Genomic DNA, 18,281 nt, shown 5'->3' with positions numbered 1-18,281 from the left:
ACCACGGCGGACGGCCGACGCGACGGTCCCCCCCGGGTCATCGGACCCCGGACCGTGGGCCTCGTCGGTTACTTGATGCCGAGCGTGTTGCAGGCGTCCGCGTACTGCTGGTTGCAGACGTCCGACGCCTTGTAGAGGCCGCCGGCTATCACGGTGTCGGCGACCGTCTGCTTGGTGACCACCAGCGGGGTGAGCAGCATCGACGGGATCTCGGCGCCGCCGCTCGGGGTGATCGAGCTGGCCACCGAGGTGATGTCCAGGCCCTCCAGCAGGTAGACCGCGATATTGGCGGCGGCGTCGGCCTCCGGCTTGTACGGCTTGTAGATGGTGTAGGCCTGCTCGCCCGAGATCACCCGGCGGATGGCGTCGATCGCCGCGTCCTGGCCGCCGACCGGGACGTTGTTCATGCCGTTGGCCTGGAGCGTCTGCACGATGGAGGCGGCCATGCCGTCGTTGGCGGAGTAAACCCCCTGGATGCCGTCCTTGCCGAGGCTGTGGATGGCGTCGGTCATCTTCTGGGCGGCGACGTCGGGCTTCCACTCGCCCGACTGCTCGTAGCCGATGTGCTTGACCTTGCCGTCCAGGACCTTGTGCGCACCGGCCTTGAAGTCCGCGGCGTTCGGGTCGGCCTCGGCACCGTTGATCATCACGATCTGGGCGTTGGCGGCCTTGGAGCCCAGGGCGTCCAGCATGGCCTGGCCCTGGAGCTCGCCGGTCCGCTCGTTGTCGAAGGACACGTACGCGGCGACGTTCCCGGCGGCGAGCCGGTCGTACGCGATGACCTTGGTGCCCTTGCGGGTGGCTTCGTCGACCCACGACGCGGTGTTCTTCGCGTTGACCGGGTCCAGCAGGATCACCTTGACGCCCTTGGCCAGCAGCGCGTCGAACTGCTCCTTCTGGGTGGTTTCCTCGCCGTTCGCGTTCGAGTAGTCGACGGTGCACTTGCAGAGGCCGGTGATGGAGGCCTCGATCAGCGGCTTGTCGAACGTCTCGTACCGGGCGGAGGAGGTCTTCTCGGGCAGCAGCAGGCCGACCGTCTTGCTGGTCGCGGTCTTCGGGGCGCTGCCGCTCTGTCCGCAGGCGGCCAGAGTCAGTGCCATCGACACGACGGCCGTGCCGACGATGGTGCGACGCGTCATCGCGTTCATGGTGGGTGGTGCCTCCCTGACTGCGCCGCAACGTTGCGGCTAGAGGAGGGAGTCAACGCTGGAGCCCGACTTGGCGTCAACAATTAAACCATTCCGGACACCTTCGCAGGTCAAGTCGTTACCTTGTTGGGGGTCTGTAAGGGGTCTTTCCAGTACAGATTCCACAAGCCGGACTGTGATATCGACAACTCTTCAACGCCTTGGGCGTCAAGGGTGAGCCGGAACGCCGGGGCGGTGCGAATACGAAGCAGTCGTCCGAGGGGTTTCCCGGGCTGGATGCCGATCCACCCCGGGTCCTGACCCCGGTTCAGCGCTCCGTGCGGACGACCAGACAGACCCCGCCCACCACGATTGCCCCGCCCAGCAGGATCGGCCAGGTCAGCGGCTCGCCCAGGACCAGCCAGCCGAGGAAGACGGCGACCACCGGGTTCACGTACGCGTAGGTCGCCACCAAAGGCAGCGGCGCGGACTGCAGCAGCCAGGCGTACGCGGTGAAGGCGACCAGCGAGCCGAAGACCACCAGGTAGGCCAGTGCCAGCCAGGAGCTGGTCGATATCGCGGACAGGTCCACCGCCTGCGGCTCACCCCGGACGGCGGCCAGTGCCAGGCACCCCAGCCCGCCCGCGACCATCTCGTACGCGCTGGCGGTCAGCGCGTTGCCGGGCATCGACAGGCGGGAGGCCAGGAACGAGCCGCTCGACCACATCACCGTCGCCCCGAGCACGGTGAGCACGCCGAGGAGCTTCACCTGGCCGCTCAGCCCGGGCACCGTCAGCACCGCGAGCCCCAGCAGCCCCACCAGCACCCCGGCGATGGTGGTGCCGGAGGTGCGTTGACCGGTCAGCCGGCGCAGCAGGACGACCCAGAGCGGCACCGCCGCCACCAGCAGTGCGGCCAGCCCGGACGGCACCGACTGTTCGGCGAGCACGACCAGGCCGTTGCCGCCGAGCAGCAGCATCAGACCCACCAGTGCGGCGGAGGCCAGCTCACGCCGGGTCACCCGGAGCGCCGCCGGGCCCTGGCGCCAGGCGACCAGCGCTGCCAGCAGCAGGCCCGCCGTGACGAAACGCGCTGCGGCGGAGAGGAACGGCGGCATCGTCTCGACGGCGATGCGGATGGCGAGATAGGTCGAGCCCCACACCACGTACACGATGCCGAGCGCGGCCCAGGCCCGGCCGGAGGCCCGGGCCGGAGTGGCGGAGTCGCCGGAGGACGCGGCGGAGCCGGGGTGTCCGGGGTCGGGGCCTGCGGGGTCGGGGGCGGACTGCCGTGACGCAGCTGTCATCTGTCTCTCCCTGATTTGGTCCTGTACGGCGTATGCCACCACACCGGACCGGCGCGGCGCGAGTCCCCGACCGGACCGGTTCGGGGCAACGCCGGACCGGTCCGGTCGCCGGGGCGCCGCCGAGCGGCTGAACCGGGCCTCCGCACCGCCCGGCGCACCCCGGCTCCAGGCGGTGGAGGTGGTACCTATGGACGATGCGCGGGAGGAGCGGTGGGCGTGGAGTGGTTCGCGGCACCTGACTACTGGCTCGGCCGACTGGTCTGCCAACGGCTGATCGCCGCCATTTACTTGACCGGCTTTCTGGCCGCCGCCAACCAGTTCCGGGCGCTGATCGGCGAGCACGGCATGCTGCCCGTCCCGCGCTTCACCGCCCGGGTGCCGCTGCGCCACTCACCCAGCCTGTTCCACCTGCACTACTCCGACCGCGCGTTCGCCGCCATCTGCTGGACGGGTGCCGCACTGGCCGCCGGCTGGCTCGCGGGGGTGGCCGACCTCGTCCCGCTCGGGGTCGCGATGGCCGGCTGGGGCGTGCTCTGGGCGCTCTACCTCTCGATCGTCAACGTCGGTCAGACCTGGTACTCCTTCGGGTGGGAGTCCCTGCTGCTGGAGGCGGGCTTCCTCGCCGCCTTTCTCGGCAACGGGAGGGTCGCGCCGCCGGTACTGGTGCTCTGGCTGGTGCGCTGGCTGCTGTTCCGGGTCGAGTTCGGGGCCGGGCTGATCAAACTGCGCGGCGACCGGTGCTGGCGCGACCTGACCTGCCTGCGCTACCACCACGAGACCCAGCCGATGCCCGGCCCGCTCAGCTGGTTCTTCCACCACCTGCCAGGCCCGCTGCACCGGGTCGAGGTGGCGGCCAACCACTTCGTCCAACTGGTGGTACCCGTCGCGCTCTTCCTGCCCCAGCCGGTGGCGAGCGCCGCCGCCACGCTGATGGTCCTCACCCAGCTCTGGCTGGTCGCCTCCGGCAACTTCGCCTGGCTCAACTGGCTCACCATCGCGCTCGCGCTCTCCGTGGTGGACGTACCGTCGGCCGCCGCCGTACTGCCGCTGCCGACGCGGCCCGCACTCGGTGCGGACCCGCTCTGGTACGAGGTGCTGGTGCTCCTGCTCACCGTGTTGGTCGCCGTCCTCAGCTACTGGCCGGCCCGCAATCTGCTCTCGCGGCGCCAGGTGATGAACCGTTCGTTCAACCGGCTTCACCTGGTCAACGCGTACGGCGCGTTCGGCTCGATCAACCGGATCCGGCTGGAGGTGGTCGTCGAGGGCACCGCTGACCTCGGGCGCACGGGCCACTCCGGGCGCGCCGGGCGTACCTGGCGCTCGGTGGACGGCGGGAGCTCGGGCGATGCCGGGCGCGCCGGCTGGCACGAGTACGGCTTCAAGGGGAAACCAGGCGCGCTGCGGCGGATGCCACGTCAGGTGGCGCCGTACCATCTCCGGCTGGACTGGCTGATGTGGTTCGCCGCGATCTCCCCGTCCTACGCGCGGCCGTGGTTCACCGCGTTCCTGGCCCGGCTGCTGGTCAACGACCCGGCGACGCTCCGGCTGCTCCGGCACAACCCCTTCCCGCACGCGCCCCCGGCCCGCGTCCGCGCGCTGCTGTACCGCTACCGGTTCACCACCCCGCGCGAGTTGCGCGAGACCGGCGCGTGGTGGGAACGCACGCTGGTCCGGGAGTATCTCGCGCCGGTGACACTCCGCGATCTCGCCCACCTCGCCCCGCACCGGGCCACGCGGAGAGAACCGTGACGCCACCTCCCGAGCACGCCCTTGAGCGAGCCGTGCCGACCGCCGCCACGCCACGGCAGGCCGTAGCCGCCAGGTTGCGTGCACCGCTCGAACGCCCACCCGTATCCTGGGCGTCCGCGCCGGGCTCGATATCTCCCGCCCGCGCCGCCGGACGCCGGCGTCCCGTCCCCTGCCTGCCCTGCCACGAAGCGGACTTCACCATGACAGTGAGCTACCTGAACGACACCGACCCCGGGGCAGTCGACCCAGTGGACGCCCCGGACGGTGACACCCGGCCCGGCCCGCGCGAGGAACTCGGCCGGTACGCCGAGCTGGGCGGCTTCACGCTGACCGACGCCACCAACCCCTGGTACGCCGCCGCCGACGCCATCGACACCCCGGAGGACGCGCGGTCCGCCTCCACCCTGCTCGCCGAGCTGCGCAGTCGCGACGTCGCCGCGACCCGCGCCGCCGTCCTCGGGCTGACCCCCGAAGGCGCCCTCGGCGAGCCGGACACCGTGGTCGGCCTCAGCCTGGTCGTCGGGGTCCTGCAGCGCGTGTACGACACGGCGGGCAAGCTGCGGGCCGAGGCGTACGACGCCGACCTCGACGAGCTGACCGCCGCCACGGCTGACGGACGCTGGCGCAAGGAACAGGGCGTCAAGCTCTCCTGGGTCCGGCGCCGCGCCCTGCGCGCGCAGGCGAAGAAGCTGGTGGTCGGCAAGCGCGGCCGCCGCAGCGACCTGCACGAGGCACTGGCCGCCGCCGCTGCCGAACGCGCCGACTGGGCCGCACTGGCCGCCTCCGGCGCCGCCCGCCCGTCGGTACCGTCCGACGCCGCCGCCCTCACCGAGGTGAGCCAGGCCGTCGACGCGCTCGCCCAGGCCGTCCGGGCACTCGCCCGCCTGCTGCCCGCCCACGACCTCGAGTCCACCCCGCTCGCCGACCTCGCCGACCTGATCGACCGGCTGGCCGCAGACGAGGGCACGCTCTACCGCCTGCCCACCCTGCGTTCGCTGCGCGCCGACCTGTCCGGACTCGGACTGGACGAGCTGCTGGATGAGCTGACGGAGCGTCAGGCCGACCGTGAGGCCGCTGTCGCGGCATACGACCGGCGGGCGGGTACCGAGGCTGCGGAGCCTGCCTCTTCGCCGGACGACAGCGCTGACGCCGGCTCCGACTCCAGCTGCGACGCCGGCTCCGCCTTGAGCTCCGACGACGATGCTGAGGAAGCGGCCCGTCAGGCACTGGCGGCGGGACCGCGTGCCGAGGCGGTACCGACTGCCGAAGAGCCCGCCGCCGGCGGGGCACTGGTCCCCGCACAGGCCAAGCCCGAGGCCCCGGCAACCGTTGAGGAAACCCTGGCCGCCGAGCCCGAGGTCGTCGTTGAGGTCGAGGTCGTCGCTGAGGTAGAGCCCGAGCCGGTCGCTGCGGTTGAGGCCGACGTTGAGCCGGTTGCTGAGGTCGCGGTCGAGGTCGAGCCGGTGGCTGAGGTCGAGCCGGTGGTTGAGGCCGACGTTGAGCCTGAGCCGGTGGTTGAGGTCGTGGTCGAGGTCGAGCCCGAGGCTGTCGCTGAGGTTGAGCCGGTGGTTGAGCCTGAGGTCGAGGTCGTCGCTGAGGTTGAGCCCGAGCCGGTCGCTGCGGTTGAGGCCGATGTTGAGCCTGAGCCGGTGGCTGAGGTCGTGGTCGAGGTCGAACCCGAGGCTGTCGCTGAGGTTAAGCCGGTGGTTGAGCCTGAGGTCGAGGTCGTCGCTGAGGTAGAGCCCGAGCCGGTCGCTGCGGTTGAGGCCGATGTTGAGCCTGAGCCGGTGGCTGAGGTCGTGGTCGAGGTCGAGCCCGAGGCTGTCGCTGAGGTCGAGCCCGCGGTCGAGCCCGAGGTCGAGCCCGAGCCGGTGGCTGAGGTCGAGCCCGTCGCCGAGCCCGTGGCCGAGGCTGAACAGTCCGGCCGGGTGCGGCGGCCGAAGAAGCCGTCGCTGACCCCTGGGCGGCCGATCGCTGCCTACACCGCCGCCGAACTCACCTCTCTCGTACGGTGGATCGACAGCGACGAGGTCGAGCGTACGGAGGACGAGCTCCTCCGCGCCGCCATGAAGGAGCTCGGCTTCGGCCGCCTCGGCCCCCGGATCAAGGAGGCCCTCGGCGCTGCCGTCGCGGAGGTCCGCAGCTGACCAGGGCTCAGTCGCAGCAGTAGCGACGACACCAGCGCGCCCGTCCGGTGAACGTACCGGCGGGCGCGCTGTGCTCCAACGGGAGGGAGCGTGTTTCGCTCACTCGCCGATGTCCTCGAACCACAGGTCCGGGCGGGCCGCGATGAAGTCCGTCATCAGGTTCACGCAGATCGGGTCGTCCAACACCGTTACCTCGACGCCGTGTTCGGTGAGCCAGTCGTGACCGCCGAAGAAGGTCCGGGCCTCGCCCACCACAACCCGGCCGATACCGAACTGCCGTACCAGGCCCGAGCAGTACCAGCACGGCGACAGCGTGGTCACCATGGTCGTCCGGCCGTACCCGCGCAGGCGGCCCGCCGCCCGGAACGCTGCCGTCTCGGCGTGCATCGACGGATCGCCGTCCTGCACACGGCGGTTGTGACCGCGTCCGAGTACCTCCCCGTCCGGCCCGAACAGCGCCGCCCCGATCGGGATCCCGCCCTCTGCGAGCCCGGCCCGGGCCTCCTCGACCGCCACGGTCAGCATCTGCTCCGGACTCATCGCTCCACCTGGGTCTCTCCGGTCGGCGGTAACAGCACGGCACGTCGGAACCTACCCCACCGCACGGCCCGCATTCGGCAACCACGGTGACCGGGTACCGCTGCTCGACCAGGTGGATCCGGGCGGGCTCCTACCCGCCCTCGCCGCCCGACCGCTGGCCGGGGGTGGTCGCCACGGCGCGGATCGCGGTGGCGATCGCGGTGGCCAGGGTCTTGCTGATCAGCCAGCACGCGCGGAGCCAGTAGGTGCGGGCGATCCAGGCCCGGACGGACCGGGCCCTGCGTCGGAGCCCGTTGACGGGCTGTTCGGTGTCGGAGGGGCTCGGCAGTCGGGTCATGATCGTCAAGTTAGCCCACGGACGGTCGAGTGCGGAACACCCGGATCGTCGCCGTGTGCGCGAGCCAGGCGGACGCGGCACCCACGACGTACCAGGCCAGGTCGGGAGGGTTGAAGGTGGAGCCGAGAACGAGGCGGGCGATGGTGCTGTGCCGGGAGAGATCGGCCGGGATGTCGCTGATCTGGAGGAACTCGACCGCCCAGCTGACGCCGAGCGCGACCGTGGCCGCCGTTACCGGTCGCACCCGGGGAGCGGCCAGGACGACCAGAGTGTGGACCAGGACGGTGTAGAGCGCGTCCCCGGCGTACTTGGTGAGCTCGCCACCTGCCCCGGCCCGGAGGGCCAGCCCGGTGGCGACCGTCAGCGACGCGGCGGTTGCCGCTGCCAGCCGGGTCGGCCAGTGACGATCCGCGCTCTGATGATCATTCATAGCAACACCCTACGAGCGGCACGTCCGTAAACCGGTCCGGTCCGGGCCTGCCGACGAAGGGATTTCGTCGGCAGGCCCGGACCGGTTACCAGTCGGTCGGTTCTACTTCGCGGTTGCTGCGGTTGCTGCGGTTCAGACGGTGACGGCGTGGGCCCGCAGGTAGGCGACCGGGTCGATGTCCGAGCCGTAGTTCGGGGTGGTGCGGATCTCGAAGTGCAGGTGCGGGCCGGTCACGTTGCCGGTCGCACCCGAGAGGCCGATCTGCTGGCCGGCCTGCACGGTCTGGCCCGGGTGGACCTGGATGGACGACAGGTGGGCGTACTGGGCGTAGTGGCCGTCGGCGAGCTTGATGACGATCTGGTTGCCGTACGCGCCGCCGTTGCCCGCCGTGACGACGGTGCCGTTGCCGACGGCCTTCACGCTGGTGCCGACCGAGGCGGCGAAGTCGACGCCGGTGTGGTGGCCGCTGGCCCACATGTGGCCGAGCACGCCGTACGCCTCGGTTATCCGGAGGCTGTTCAGCGGAGCCGTGAAACCGGCGGAGTTGACGGCGGACGCGGTCACGGTCACGGGCGCGGCGTGTGCGCTCACGGCACCGACCAGCGGAAGGGCGAAGGCGGAGGCGGCCAGCGCGGCGGTGACACCGATCCGGGCGAGGCGGGGCAGGCGGGTACGGCTGTGGTTACCCAGTGCGGGCATGGATCTGTTCCTCTCCGACGCCGGCGAGGTGAGCTGTCGGGTTCGGGCTGGAGTTGCCCGGCCGCGTGCGCGGCTTCACCCCGAGCCGTCCGGGATCACCGGACGGCGGCTTACCTGTGGGTCCCCCGCTCCTGCCGTACAGAGCTCAGTGATGGCCATCGGGCGCCGGCAGGACTAGGCGTTGCACCCGATGGTCTCGCCCGGACAACTGGCCGGGCGGTCGTTGAAGCAAAACCGATCGGGGCATGCCAAGGCAAGGATGGTGATCGAACCAATTGCCCATTTCCGACATTGACGGAGAATTCGGTAACTCTCCGGATGTGCGGCCGCGCAGCGGGTGCCCGAATCGGTCACCGGGAGTTACCGACCTGGGGGTCGGTGTCATCCCGGCGCCGATCCGCACACCGTTCGTGGCACTGTGTGACCACCGGGGGCTGCGCCCGTGAGGCTTGTCACGTCCGTATCAACAGGCCCTATCAACGGCTTGTATCGACGGCCCGGACCCAGGACCTGGGTCGAGCCGGCGTGGTCAGTCGCGGAAGTAGGCGCTCAGGAAGGTCTCCAGCACGGCCAGGTCGCCGAACGTCTCCAGTTGGCCTGGGCTGCGCCGCTGCCACAGTAGGAGCAGCAGGTCGGAGGTGGTGCCCCGGACGGCCGCCGCACCCTTGCCGTGTTCGCGGCCGACCTGCCAGGCGCCGTCCACCGTGCGGATCGACCACTCGCCGGGGCCGTCGATGGCATGCAGGTGGATGCCGGCCTCGGGCAGGCCCGCCGGGGGTGCGCCGGTGGCGAAGTGGGCGAGGAACTCGTCCACGCCGTCCATCGCCAGTACGGGTTCGATCGGCTGCTCGCGGCCGACTGCGGCCAAGGCGTCCCAGGCGTGGACGGCGGTCTCCTGGGCCATCCGCCGCTGGATGAAGCCGACGTCCTTGCGGTCGGCCCAGGTCCAGCGGGGCAGCTCCGGGTCGAGCGTTTCGAGGGTGGCGGCGGCCAGCTCGACGCCCTCGGCGAACCAGCCGAGCAGCCCGTCCTCCGCCGGCCGTGCGGGTGGGGTGTACCCGCTGGGATCGGTCAGTTCACCCGAGGCGATGGCGGCCCAGAACCGGTGTACCGAACCGGTGTGCCCGACCAGATCGGCGACCGTCCACTCCGGACAGCTGGGCACCGGGAGAGCCAGGTGCCCGGCGGTCGCCTCGGCCATCCGCGCGCCGTCACGGCGCAGTGCGTACATGTAGTCAGTTCGGTCCATGGGTACGGACGCTAGCTGCTGCGACGCGATGGTGCAGTGTACTTGTCCGGCCTGATCCCGGCCCGGCGCGACCGGGGATGGGCCACCGAGAAAGGAAAAGTAATCAAATAGCACCGTGAAATGGAACTTGACATTCAGTTGATATCTGCATCAGATATTCCACCATGAGCGCACCGGTCGGCCAGAGTCGACAGTCGGAAACGGAATATGCAGCGGAATACGCCCCCGGCGCCAATCCGGCCGAGCCGCAGTTCTGGCAGCTCCCCGCCGCTGCCAGGGCCGCCGCCTTCGCGCGGCTGCGGGCGCTGGACCATCCGGTGTTCTGTACCGATCCCCGTACGGGCAAGGGCTTCCACGCGCTCGTCCGGCATGCCGACGTGGTCGAGGCCAGCCGGAATCCCGCCGTCTTCGTCAGCGCGCCCGGTGTCACCACGCCCGAACCGGCCCGCTGGGTCCGGGCGCTGTTCGGTGACTCCATGGTCAACCTGGACGATCCGCGCCACGCCGATTTGCGCCGGATCGTCTCGCGCGCGTTCACGCCGCGCCTGGTCGCCAGGGTCGAGGACGACATCCGCCAGGTCGCGGCGCGGATCGTGGACGACGTGCTGGAGCAGCGCCCGGCGGACTTCGTCCCGGCCGTCGCCGCCGAGCTGCCCTACCAGGTCATCTGCAACATGATGGGCGTCCCCGAGCGCCAGCGCCGCGAGATCCTGCGGCAGATCAACCACGCCTCCGAGCACACCGGCGTGGCCCGCAGCCGGCTCCGCGTCCCCGGACGCGGCCTGCGTGCGCTGGCCCGGATGCAGGGCGTCATCGCCGCCCTCGGCCGCGAGCGTCGCCGACACCCCGCCGACGACCTGATCTCGGCCCTGGTCACCGCCGACGTCGACGGCCGGCGCCTCGACTCCCGTCAGCTGGGGGCGTTCTTCTCGCTGCTGCTGGTGGCCGGGGTGGAGACCACCAGGAACGCCCTCGCGCACGGCCTGTACCTGCTCACCACCCACCCTGAGCAACGGGCCCTGCTGGTCTCCGACCTCGACACCCACCTCGGTGGCGCGGTCGAGGAGATCGTCCGCCACGCCACCCCGATCATCCAGTTCCGCCGCACCCTGGCCGTCGACCACGAGCTGAGCGGCGCCCGCCTCGCCAAGGGGGACAAGGTCGTCCTCTTCTTCGGGGCCGCCAACCGGGACGAGACCGTCTTCGCCGATCCGGACGCCTTCGACATCACCCGCTCGCCCAACCCGCACCTGGGCTTCGGCGGCGGCGGGCCACACTTCTGCCTCGGCGCCTACCTCGCCCGCCAGGAGATGAAGGTGCTGCTGCGTGAACTGCTCACCCGGCTGCCGGACATCCGCTCGGTCGGCGAGCCCGACCTGGTGCCGTCCAACTTCGACAACCGGGTCAGGTCGCTCCGGTTCGCGTTCACGCCGCCCACCGGCTGACCGGCGGCGGTCCGCGCCCGTCAGTTCCGCTCGCCCGGCCGGCGGGGGCGCAGACAGCCGACTACCGCGAGGTCGTCCTCGCGGTAGTCGGGTAACTCGCGGTAGTCGGGTATGTAGTCGTGAAAGGGGACGGGCAGGCCGGTCAGGACGGCTGGCGCTCACCCGGATGGACGCCGACCGCGTCGCGGATCTGCTCGCCGAGGCCGCCGTCCCGCCGGGCGCAGTTCGCGCAGCAGAAGAACTTGCCCGAGACCTCCACCCCGTGCCCGACGATCCGTACCTGGCAGTACTCGCAGCGCGGCGCGAGCTTCTCCATCGCGCACTCGAAGCTGTCGAAGGTATAACTGTCGCCGGTCACCGTCCGGATCTCGAACGCCAGCCAGTAGTCGTTCTTGCACACCACGCAGACCGCCATCGGGCAGGTCCCCTCTTCTCGGCTCTTCCTCGGGTGTTCCGAGTCTTCGGTGAGCGCTCCGGGTCGGCAATCGGCGCGCGGCCGAACGGATACTGGAGGGAGGCCCGGCCCCGAGGAGGTAACCATGATCGTCCGTATGTGGGAGGCGCACGTCACCCCGGACCGGCTGGACGAGTTCTGCGCCAAGCTGACCGACGAGTCGATCCCGGCGCTGGCCGCCGTGGACGGATTCCTCGGCGCGGAGCTGCTCCGGTCCGTGTCGGCCGAGGACCACCGGGTCGTGGTGCTGGCCCGCTGGCGGGACGAGGAGGCGCTCCGCGCCTACGCCGGGCCGATGTGGCGGATCCGGCCGGTCTGGGCGGAGGGCGAGTTCCGGAACCTGGAACACCCGCCGGTGGTCTCGCACTTCGCACCCGTCACGCACTTCACGCCGGGCGAGCTCTCCACCACCGACCAGGACTGACGGTCCGCACACGAGAGCCCCTGATCTCTGGACGAGATCGGGGGCTTCGTTGTCGCTGTGCGGTGGGTTGTCGCTCTGCGGTGGTGGTCGGACGGTCGGACGGACTATCGCAGCGCTGCCGCCACGATCAGGTGCAGCTCGTGCGCGTCTTCGACGCCGTCGGCTTCGGGGACCTCGATCTCCTGAACGGTCTGGCCGGGGCCGGCCACCACCACGGCGCCGGTAACGCTCCGGTCGGCCTCGGACGCGTGGCCCTGCTGAACGGCGACCAGCCCCGAGTCATCGGTGACGACGGTGACCTTCACGACATCCCCCCGCCCTGCAGGTTGTGCCAGCAGCGGGTCGGCCGGTCCGGGACTGATCGAGTGCCTGCTCGCGGAGCTCTACGGCAGCAGGTCGTCCTCGTCGATCGAGTAGAGCTCCATGGCCTCGGCCGCCTCCGCGTCACGCCCCAGCGCGCGCAGCGCCCGGATCAGGGCGATCGCCTCGTACCAGGCCTCGTCCACCGGGTCGTCGAGCAGGGCGATCGCCGCGAGGGCGGCCGTCTCGGCGGCGGCCGGATCGCCGAGCTCCAGCTCCGTCGTGGACAGGGCCGTCAGCAGTTCGCCCAAGTCCTCGGCGTCCCCGTACCGCTCCAGGGCCGGGCGGGCGGCGAGCAGCCGCTCTCGGGAGTCCGGGAGGCGCTGGTCCTCGCGGAGCAGTTCGGCGGCGGCGATCTGCAGTTCGGCGATCTTCGTCGCCACGCCCGGAGCTTCGGCCTCGGTCAGCGACTCGATCGCCGTGTCCGCCTCGGCGAGTGCGCCGAGCGCGGCCGGCACGTCGAAGGCCGCCATCCCCTCGATCGCGTACCGGAAGGACTCCAGCTGGGCGTGCGTCCGGCCCGCCGCGCCGAAGCCGCGGGCCGCTGCGAGGTGGTGCTCCGCCGCCGCCGCGCTCGGGTGGTGGCCGTACGTCAGCGCGATCTCCGTGTGCAGCTCCGGTGCCGACGGCACGCCGGGCGCCGGCCCGGCGCGGTCCAGCAGCTCCTGGAGTGCGGCCCGGGCGTGGTCCGTCCGGTGGTACTCCAGGTACAGCTGCGCCAGCAGGTACCGGCAGGCGGCGGTGTCCTCCGGCAGACCGGCCCGATCCAGCGCGCGGACCGCCTGCTCGGCGGCGTTGAGTGCTTCCGGGAGCTGCCCGGCGTCCCGGTACGCGGCAGCGACCAGGGCCTGCGTGCGGGCGGCCTCGGCCGGCTGGCCGGCGGCCGTCTGCTGCGCCACCCGCTCGACCAGTTGCCTGATCGCGCCCTGCTCGGCGGGCGGCAGCCTGCGCTCGAAGACCGACAGCGGCACCGGCTCGCCGATCGGCCCGGCGGCGAGCTGCTCGGCCAGCCGACGGCTCTGGTGGTCGTTGCCGTTGCGGTCGTCGAACCGCGCCGCCAGCGCGTGTGCCCGGGCGCGCAGTTCGTCGGCCAGCTCGGTGACCGAGCGGTCCGGCAGCCGCCTGCCCGCCACCGTCGGGAAGCGCAGGTCGCGCCCGCCCTCGCCCCGCGCCTCGAACTGCGCCAGCACCGCCGCTGCCGCCGCCGCGAACTCCAGCTCGTCCAGCGGTGCCGGGGCGCGGTCCAGCAGGGGGAGGTGCCGCTCGACCAGGTCGAGCCCGCGCTCGGGGTTGCCGCTGTGGACGCAGAACATCAGGTTCTGCGCGATCTCCTCCAGGTGCTCCGCCTTCTCGCGGATCGCACGGTAGGCGACCCGGTGCGCCTCGGCGGCGTCCGCCCCACGCCCGGCACGCAGATACGGCACCAGGAGCTCGGAGTTGATCGCGTGCGGCTGCTGCACGCAGCCCCCGCCGCTGCGGGCCGGTTCGCCGACCCGGATGGCCTCCTCGTAGCGCCCGAGCGCGGTCAGCACGCGGACCAGACTGCCCGGCACGCAGCCCGAGCAGTCGGAGAGGTCGTCCTGGCGGGTGCGGCTCATCTCCTCGTACCAGCGCTGGGCCTCTGTCAGGTCGCCCAGGGCGTGCGCGACGTCGCCCCGGTGCTGGAGGACGGCGTGCATGCTGTGCCCACCGCGCTTGAAGCGCTGCTCCATGTCGTCCAGCAGCGTCAGGGTGCGGGCCAGCGGGATCTCGGGGAACGCCGCCAGGCTGCTGACCATCCACTTGTACTGCCAGAGCAGTTGGTGCTCGTGGTGGCCGCCGAAGCGGGCGGGCTCGCGGTCGTAGACGGCCAGGCACCAGGCGAAGGTGACGAAGGACTTCGAGGGCACGCCGCCGAGCTGGAACGCGTCGGTCGCGTTCATCCGGACCTCGAAGGCGAACTCGGTGAGCTCCAGGGCGTCCGCGTGCCGGATCACCTCCTCCAGCGCGGCGAACTGCGCCGGACCGTTCGGCAGGCCCAGGGCCTGCCCGTGGAGCCGGCGCAACTCCGTCTCGGTGTAGCTCATTCGGTGCCTCCGGCGGCGACGGCCCGGCCGATCAGACCGAGGAAGGACTGGTTGAGTACGGCGGTGTCGGCCGGCCGCAGCGGGTGGTGGCCGAGCAGCAGGGCCTGGACGTAGAGGCCCTCCAGGCAGAGGCCGGTCAGCTCCGGGTCGCCGAGGCCGAGCACCTGGCGGACCAGCGCACTGCGGTGGTTGAGGATCAGCCGGGGGCGCGGTTCGGCGACGGTCTGGAACCCGCCGAGGATCGCGGCCCAGGTCTCGTCCACCTGCTCGCGGGTGTTGCGGACGTCCAGTTGGAAGGCGGTGTCCTCGTCCAGCAGGTAGAGGGCGGGCAGGCCGACCGGCTCGAAGGAGCGGACCAGCACGTCGCACCCGAGCCGCCCGAGTACCCGGTCGGCGACGGCCAGGAAGGGGCCGAGCGTGCTCTCCTCCGCCAGGCCGATCCGCTCCAGGTGGGTGGTCAGATCGGCCGCGCGCAGCGGCTCGACCACCAACTCGCGGTCCAGGGTGGCGACTCGGTCGATCAGCTCCCGGTCGTACACGTAACCGGCGTTGAGCACGGCCAGGCCCTGGGCCGCCGCGACCGGGGCGAGTTGGCGGAACTCGTCCAGCTGCGGGGTGAAGCGCAGCAGGCCGTACCTGGCCCGGAACTCGGCCAGGGTGAGCGGGCCGACGTTGCTCTCCATCGGCCAGAACTCCTCGACCAGTCGGAGCATTTGGTCGTCGTGCAGCGCCAGCGCCTTGACCCCGAGGTGGTGCACCCGCAGGAAGGTCCGCAGCCGGGCCGGGTCGCCCGTGGCGAGCCGCATCAGCCAGCCGCGCAGCTTGTCGCCGAGCGCCTCCCGGGTCTCCTCCAGCAGGGAGTCCTCGTAGAGCGCCTCCCGGCTGGCGGTCGGGCGCAGCTCGGTGGTGTCGACCACGCAGCGGACGAAGAACGCCCAGTCGGGCAGCAGCCCTTCCGCTCCCTCGGCCAGCAGCATCTGCTTCAGGTAGACCCGGTGCGCGGCCGGGACGGCCGGGTTGGCGGGCATCGGCAGTACGAACGCGACGCCGCGCAGGCCGGCCTCGGCCGCCGAGATGTCGATGACGTCGAACGGCGTGAAGCCGAAGACCGCCTCGCAGTACTGCTCCAGCCGCACCCGGCGGGTGGCGCCGCTCTCGTCCTCCGGCCGGGACCAGGGGGCCGGCCCGCTGGACAGCTCGGCGCCGTCGACCGTTACCGGGAAGGGGAGTTGGGAGCCGTAGTGGCCGGCCAGCTGGGTGATCGCGGCCCGGGTGAGCAGTTGCTCGCTGCCGGGGCGGGGGTGCAGGGTGACGGTGGTGCCGGGCTCGGAGCGCTGCTCGTCGGCCGGGGCGAGTTCGACGGAGTAGCTGCCGTCGGAGCGGCCGTGCCAGAGCACGGTGGGCTCGTCGGCGCGCCGGGTGCGGACCCGGATCTCGTCCGAGACCATGAAGCAGGAGAGCAGGCCGATACCGAACTGGCCGATGAACTCATGCCGGGCAAAGCCGAGTTCGTCCCGCTTCGAGCTGCGGCCGATGGTCGCCAGCAGCTCGTGGACCTGCTGCTCGCCCAGGCCGATGCCGTTGTCGTCGACCCGCAGCGAGCCGTCACCCGTCAGCTCGCCGGAGGTGATGGAGATCCGGCCCTCGTGCTCCGGGCGGCCGAGGTGGACGGCGGTGATCGCGTCGACCGCGTTCTGCAGCAGCTCGCGGCTGTAGACCTGCGGGCTGGTGTAGAGGTGATGGCTCAACAGATCGACGATCCCGCGCAGGTCGACGCGGAAGGATTCGGACACGGTCTGGCTCCCGGTGCTTGGCTGAGCTGAACCTTAGGTCCTCGTACTGACAGTCGGGCAGTGAATTGTTTCGGGAGTGTTCAGTCGTACGGGCCGTCGTTCAGCCATCAGTAGGTCACCCGTACGACTGATCGGCTCAGTAGACTCGGCTGGTATGACGCAAGAAGGGTGGGGGACCCTGCCGAGCGATCCGTTCGCCGAGCAGTACGGCGGCCAGCACGCCGGGCAGCACGGCGGCCAGTATTCGGGCCACTACGTCGTCTGTGGCGGAAACGCCCTGGCGCACCGGCTCATCGAGGAGTTGATCGAGCACTACGAGGTCCCGGTGGTCGCCGTGGTGCCGGATCTGACCCGTGATCATGCGCCGCAGATCGTGCAACTACCAGGAGTAACCGCCGTGCTGGAGTACGGCACCGTCACAGCGGAGGCGCTGCGTGCCGCGCAGATCGAGACCGCGCGGGGCATCGCGCTGGTGGACGGCACCGACCAGGACAACATCCACACCGCGCTGAGCGCACAGGGCCGGAACCAGGGGATCCGGATCGTGCTGCGGATGTTCAACCAGCGCCTCGGGGAACACATCGAACGGCTGCTGCCCAACTGCACCTCGCTCTCCGGTTCCGCCACCGCCGCGCCCGCCTTCGCCAACGGCGCGCTCGGGCGCCCCAACTGCGTTCGGGTCGGGGACCGTTACCTGTACGTCGCGTACGACGACGACATCCACTCCAACCAGATCTGCGTGGTGGCCGACCGGATCGACCGGCTGGACCTCAACCGGCTGCGGCTGCTGCCCGAAACGGTGGGGCGCGCCGCCGAGTTCATCGCGCTGGCCCACCGGGCGGCCTCGCTCGGCCCGGTCGGCCCGGTCGGTGAGCGCGGCGGCGGTGGCTCGGTCGGTGGCTCGGTCGGTGCCGAAGCCGGTGGTTCAGCCGGTGGTTCGGCTGGTGACTTGGTCGGTGACTCCACTGGTGACGGCCCGGACGCCGGGGCCCAGCGCGGCGGGATCGCCGCTCTGCAGTCGCTGACCAGGGAGCCTCCGCTGCGCATCCCGTGGTGGAGTCGGCTGCGCTGGTGGCTGACGGACGCCCTGCGGTTCTTCACCGGCGCCCGGTTGCGGATGCTGCTGATCGTCGCGTTCAGCGCGGTGCTGGCCGGGGCTGCGGTGATCTGGTACTTCACCGGGCAGTTCGGCTGGGCGGTCTACCTCACGCTGCTCGACATGGCGGGTGCGGCCCAGCCCGACCAGCCGACCGACATCGTGCCCGGCGGACTCTGGCAGCGGCTCGCCCAAGTGGTCATCACCTTCTGCGGTATCACCTTCGTCCCGGTGGCCACCGCGCTCGTGGTCGACGCGCTGGCGACCGGCCGGCGCGGTCTGCCGAAGGCCCCCGGCGGCGGCATCCGGGACCACGTGGTGGTGGTCGGTCTCGGCAATGTCGGGACCAGGGTGGCGGTGCTGGTCCGCGACGCGGGCGTGCCGGTGGTCTGCATCGAACGCGACCCGCAGGCGCGCGGCATCGCGGCCGTCCGGGCGCTGGGCGTGCCGGTGCTGGTCGGTGACGCGCCGCTGGAGAGCCAGCTGCGCCGGGCCCGGGTCCAGCACAGCCGGGCGCTGGTCGCCGTCACCAACGACGACGCGACCAATCTGGAGGCGGCGCTGGAGGCCCGGGCCGTCCGGAGTGAAGTCCGCATAGTCGTACGACTGTTCGACGACGACTTCGCCCACCACGTGTACGCGACCCTGGGCAACGTCGCCTCCCGGTCGGTCTCCTACCTCTCCGCGCCCGCGTTCGCCGCCGCCCTGATGGGCCGGGAGGTGCTCGGCACGCTCTCGGTCTTCCGGCACGTCCTGCTGATCGCCGAAGTCACCGCCGACGAGGGCTCGGGGCTGGTCGGGCTCGACCTGCACGACATCGAGGAGCCGGGCGGCGTACGGGTGATAGCCGTACGGCTGGCGCGCCGCCCCGAGGACTACCAGTGGAACTACGCGGACCGGGCGCGACGGCTGCTCCCGGGGGACCACATCGTCGTCGCGGCCACCCGGAACGGGCTGGCCAGGATCAGCACCCCGGTTCCGTCGGCGTCGGCGTCGGCGTCGGCGGCACCGGGGGCACCGACGGCACCGGTGGAGTCGATGGAGGGGAGCTGATCAGGG

The 18,281-nt window shown here is 71.4% G+C and carries 15 protein-coding genes, 1 pseudogene and 1 riboswitch; of the genes and pseudogenes, 5 read left to right on the top strand and 11 right to left on the bottom strand.

Going from position 1 to position 18,281, the window contains the following annotated elements; all coding sequences use genetic code 11:
• Positions 1 to 68: 68 nt before the first annotated feature.
• Entirely contained in the window at positions 69 to 1,148 is a 1,080-nt protein-coding gene (locus P3T29_RS05045) for a substrate-binding domain-containing protein (protein ID WP_280715043.1), read from the bottom strand.
• A 307-nt stretch (positions 1,149 to 1,455) separates the two neighbouring features.
• Positions 1,456 to 2,433 carry an EamA family transporter gene (locus P3T29_RS05040; RefSeq protein ID WP_280715042.1) on the bottom strand — a complete coding sequence of 326 codons (978 nt, stop codon included), beginning with the start codon at positions 2,431 to 2,433 and terminating at the stop codon, positions 1,456 to 1,458.
• Between the two features lie 216 nt (positions 2,434 to 2,649).
• On the opposite strand from P3T29_RS05040, the gene P3T29_RS05035 reads away from it, so the two are divergent.
• Both P3T29_RS05035 and P3T29_RS05030 read left to right on the top strand, forming a co-directional pair.
• Positions 2,650 to 4,182 (top strand): lipase maturation factor family protein, encoded by a 1,533-nt coding sequence (locus tag P3T29_RS05035; RefSeq protein ID WP_280715041.1) that lies wholly within the window; start codon positions 2,650 to 2,652, stop codon positions 4,180 to 4,182.
• Positions 4,183 to 4,382: 200 nt separating this feature from the next.
• Positions 4,383 to 6,329 (top strand): hypothetical protein, encoded by a 1,947-nt coding sequence (locus P3T29_RS05030; RefSeq protein WP_280715040.1) that lies wholly within the window; start codon positions 4,383 to 4,385, stop codon positions 6,327 to 6,329.
• A gap of 99 nt (positions 6,330 to 6,428) precedes the next feature.
• Here P3T29_RS05030 and P3T29_RS05025 read toward each other — a convergent pair whose 3' ends face one another.
• From P3T29_RS05025 to P3T29_RS05005, 5 genes and pseudogenes are all read right to left on the bottom strand, one after another.
• Positions 6,429 to 6,869, bottom strand: coding sequence for a nucleoside deaminase (locus tag P3T29_RS05025; RefSeq protein ID WP_280715039.1), 441 nt, complete (start codon positions 6,867 to 6,869; stop codon positions 6,429 to 6,431).
• 130 nt (positions 6,870 to 6,999) lie between these two features.
• Positions 7,000 to 7,206 (bottom strand): hypothetical protein, encoded by a 207-nt coding sequence (locus P3T29_RS05020; protein WP_280715038.1) that lies wholly within the window; start codon positions 7,204 to 7,206, stop codon positions 7,000 to 7,002.
• Positions 7,207 to 7,216: 10 nt separating this feature from the next.
• Positions 7,217 to 7,636, bottom strand: a complete 420-nt coding sequence (locus P3T29_RS05015; RefSeq protein WP_280715037.1) for a DUF2809 domain-containing protein — start codon at positions 7,634 to 7,636, stop codon at positions 7,217 to 7,219.
• A 132-nt stretch (positions 7,637 to 7,768) separates the two neighbouring features.
• Positions 7,769 to 8,194 (bottom strand): annotated as a pseudogene (locus tag P3T29_RS05010) (M23 family metallopeptidase); the annotation flags it as partial.
• A gap of 144 nt (positions 8,195 to 8,338) precedes the next feature.
• A riboswitch (cyclic di-AMP (ydaO/yuaA leader) is annotated at positions 8,339 to 8,496 on the bottom strand.
• A 368-nt stretch (positions 8,497 to 8,864) separates the two neighbouring features.
• On the bottom strand, positions 8,865 to 9,584 hold the full coding sequence (locus P3T29_RS05005) for a maleylpyruvate isomerase family mycothiol-dependent enzyme (RefSeq protein WP_280715036.1): 720 nt from the start codon (positions 9,582 to 9,584) through the stop codon (positions 8,865 to 8,867).
• Between the two features lie 164 nt (positions 9,585 to 9,748).
• Between P3T29_RS05005 and P3T29_RS05000 the strand changes: the two genes are divergently transcribed.
• Positions 9,749 to 11,029: a cytochrome P450 gene (locus P3T29_RS05000; protein ID WP_280715035.1), complete on the top strand. Its 1,281-nt coding sequence runs from the start codon at positions 9,749 to 9,751 to the stop codon at positions 11,027 to 11,029.
• Positions 11,030 to 11,171: 142 nt separating this feature from the next.
• Here the strand turns inward: P3T29_RS05000 and P3T29_RS04995 are convergent, their stop codons facing one another.
• Entirely contained in the window at positions 11,172 to 11,444 is a 273-nt protein-coding gene (locus P3T29_RS04995) for a Prokaryotic metallothionein (RefSeq protein WP_280715034.1), read from the bottom strand.
• A 124-nt stretch (positions 11,445 to 11,568) separates the two neighbouring features.
• On the opposite strand from P3T29_RS04995, the gene P3T29_RS04990 reads away from it, so the two are divergent.
• Entirely contained in the window at positions 11,569 to 11,907 is a 339-nt protein-coding gene (locus P3T29_RS04990; RefSeq protein ID WP_280715033.1) for an antibiotic biosynthesis monooxygenase, read from the top strand.
• Positions 11,908 to 12,011: 104 nt separating this feature from the next.
• On the opposite strand, the gene P3T29_RS04985 is transcribed toward P3T29_RS04990, so the two are convergent.
• The 3 genes from P3T29_RS04985 to P3T29_RS04975 all read right to left on the bottom strand — a co-directional run bounded on the left by P3T29_RS04985 (position 12,012) and on the right by P3T29_RS04975 (position 16,126).
• Positions 12,012 to 12,212 carry a hypothetical protein gene (locus tag P3T29_RS04985; RefSeq protein WP_280715032.1) on the bottom strand — a complete coding sequence of 67 codons (201 nt, stop codon included), beginning with the start codon at positions 12,210 to 12,212 and terminating at the stop codon, positions 12,012 to 12,014.
• A 78-nt stretch (positions 12,213 to 12,290) separates the two neighbouring features.
• On the bottom strand, positions 12,291 to 14,333 hold the full coding sequence (locus tag P3T29_RS04980; RefSeq protein WP_280715031.1) for a tetratricopeptide repeat protein: 2,043 nt from the start codon (positions 14,331 to 14,333) through the stop codon (positions 12,291 to 12,293).
• On the bottom strand, positions 14,330 to 16,126 hold the full coding sequence (locus P3T29_RS04975; protein WP_280715030.1) for an HSP90 family protein: 1,797 nt from the start codon (positions 16,124 to 16,126) through the stop codon (positions 14,330 to 14,332). Before P3T29_RS04975 ends, P3T29_RS04980 begins: the two co-directional genes overlap by 4 nt.
• 154 nt (positions 16,127 to 16,280) lie before the next feature.
• Between P3T29_RS04975 and P3T29_RS04970 the strand changes: the two genes are divergently transcribed.
• Positions 16,281 to 18,275: an NAD(P)-binding protein gene (locus P3T29_RS04970; protein WP_280715029.1), complete on the top strand. Its 1,995-nt coding sequence runs from the start codon at positions 16,281 to 16,283 to the stop codon at positions 18,273 to 18,275.
• The last annotated feature ends 6 nt before the right edge of the window (positions 18,276 to 18,281 follow it).

Origin of the sequence: Kitasatospora sp. MAP5-34, from assembly GCF_029894335.1 — a bacterium.
Lineage (GTDB): Bacteria > Actinomycetota > Actinomycetes > Streptomycetales > Streptomycetaceae > Kitasatospora.
Note: the sequence above shows the minus strand (reverse complement) of the source record. Positions and strands in the feature narration are given on the sequence as shown.

Excerpts from the sequence above, each read along its gene's own strand:
- P3T29_RS05045 (WP_280715043.1), bottom strand. The coding sequence starts at position 1,148 with ATGAACGCGATGACGCGTCGCACCATCGTCGGCACGGCCGTCGTGTCG.
- P3T29_RS05040 (WP_280715042.1), bottom strand. The coding sequence starts at position 2,433 with ATGACAGCTGCGTCACGGCAGTCCGCCCCCGACCCCGCAGGCCCCGAC.
- P3T29_RS05030 (WP_280715040.1), top strand. The coding sequence starts at position 4,383 with ATGACAGTGAGCTACCTGAACGACACCGACCCCGGGGCAGTCGACCCA.
- P3T29_RS05025 (WP_280715039.1), bottom strand. The coding sequence starts at position 6,869 with ATGAGTCCGGAGCAGATGCTGACCGTGGCGGTCGAGGAGGCCCGGGCC.
- P3T29_RS05020 (WP_280715038.1), bottom strand. The coding sequence starts at position 7,206 with ATGACCCGACTGCCGAGCCCCTCCGACACCGAACAGCCCGTCAACGGG.
- P3T29_RS05015 (WP_280715037.1), bottom strand. The coding sequence starts at position 7,636 with ATGAATGATCATCAGAGCGCGGATCGTCACTGGCCGACCCGGCTGGCA.
- P3T29_RS05005 (WP_280715036.1), bottom strand. The coding sequence starts at position 9,584 with ATGGACCGAACTGACTACATGTACGCACTGCGCCGTGACGGCGCGCGG.
- P3T29_RS05000 (WP_280715035.1), top strand. The coding sequence starts at position 9,749 with ATGAGCGCACCGGTCGGCCAGAGTCGACAGTCGGAAACGGAATATGCA.
- P3T29_RS04995 (WP_280715034.1), bottom strand. The coding sequence starts at position 11,444 with ATGGCGGTCTGCGTGGTGTGCAAGAACGACTACTGGCTGGCGTTCGAG.
- P3T29_RS04990 (WP_280715033.1), top strand. The coding sequence starts at position 11,569 with ATGATCGTCCGTATGTGGGAGGCGCACGTCACCCCGGACCGGCTGGAC.
- P3T29_RS04980 (WP_280715031.1), bottom strand. The coding sequence starts at position 14,333 with ATGAGCTACACCGAGACGGAGTTGCGCCGGCTCCACGGGCAGGCCCTG.
- P3T29_RS04970 (WP_280715029.1), top strand. The coding sequence starts at position 16,281 with ATGACGCAAGAAGGGTGGGGGACCCTGCCGAGCGATCCGTTCGCCGAG.